The following is a 683-nucleotide window of genomic DNA, read 5'->3' on the forward strand; positions in this document are numbered from 1 at the left end:
TTGTATGTATATTTTCATCTTATCGCCTGCTGCGTGGCAATCGGGCTGGTTTTGACCAGTGACATTGCAATGGTCAAGCAACTCCTGAAGGGCGATGCATCAGGTCACCATGATGACGCGCACATGGACAGTCTTCAAAAAACCGTATCGCTTGCACTTGTCGCGCTCTGGATTACAGGCATTGGTATTGTCGGGATCGATTATGCCGGCAAGGGGATGGAGTATTTCCTCAATCCAAAATTGCAAGCCAAAATCGGCATCGTTGTGCTGTTGACCGTTAACGGCTTCGTGTTGCATCGCGCTGTATTGCCGGCGCTGAAAAAAGCCGGWTCGTTACTGAAACTCTCCTTCAGCCTGCGCATGCTGGCGCTGTTCTCGGGGGCGTTCTCTGGCGTGTCGTGGTTCTATGCCGCCATGCTGGGCGTTGGTCGTCCGCTGGCCTGGAAGTACTCSCTGGTGGAGTTGCTGGCAGCCTATCCGGTGCTCATCGTCGCTGGGTTCGGGATGATGGTATTGCTCACTGCCTGGGCCAAAAACAGAGACACCGAAGCGCACATGGAGCAAGGCACCAGGACTCCAGGAAACGCCGCCCTGGCTGGCTGGTAATTCCAGGTTGAACAAGGAMGTTCAGCGCTAGCCAATGAATCCCGCTTTAACTGTTAATAAAGTCTCACTTGAGGATA

General features: G+C 53.4%; 1 protein-coding gene. It reads left to right on the forward strand.

All coding sequences use genetic code 11. The features are described from left to right. A complete protein-coding gene (locus tag AC1DWG_RS30395) occupies positions 1-606 on the forward strand; it encodes a hypothetical protein (RefSeq protein WP_477788768.1) in 606 nt (201 codons plus the stop codon). Positions 607-683: the final 77 nt, after the last annotated feature.

This window comes from Pseudomonas sp. P4_B3 (assembly GCF_056402295.1).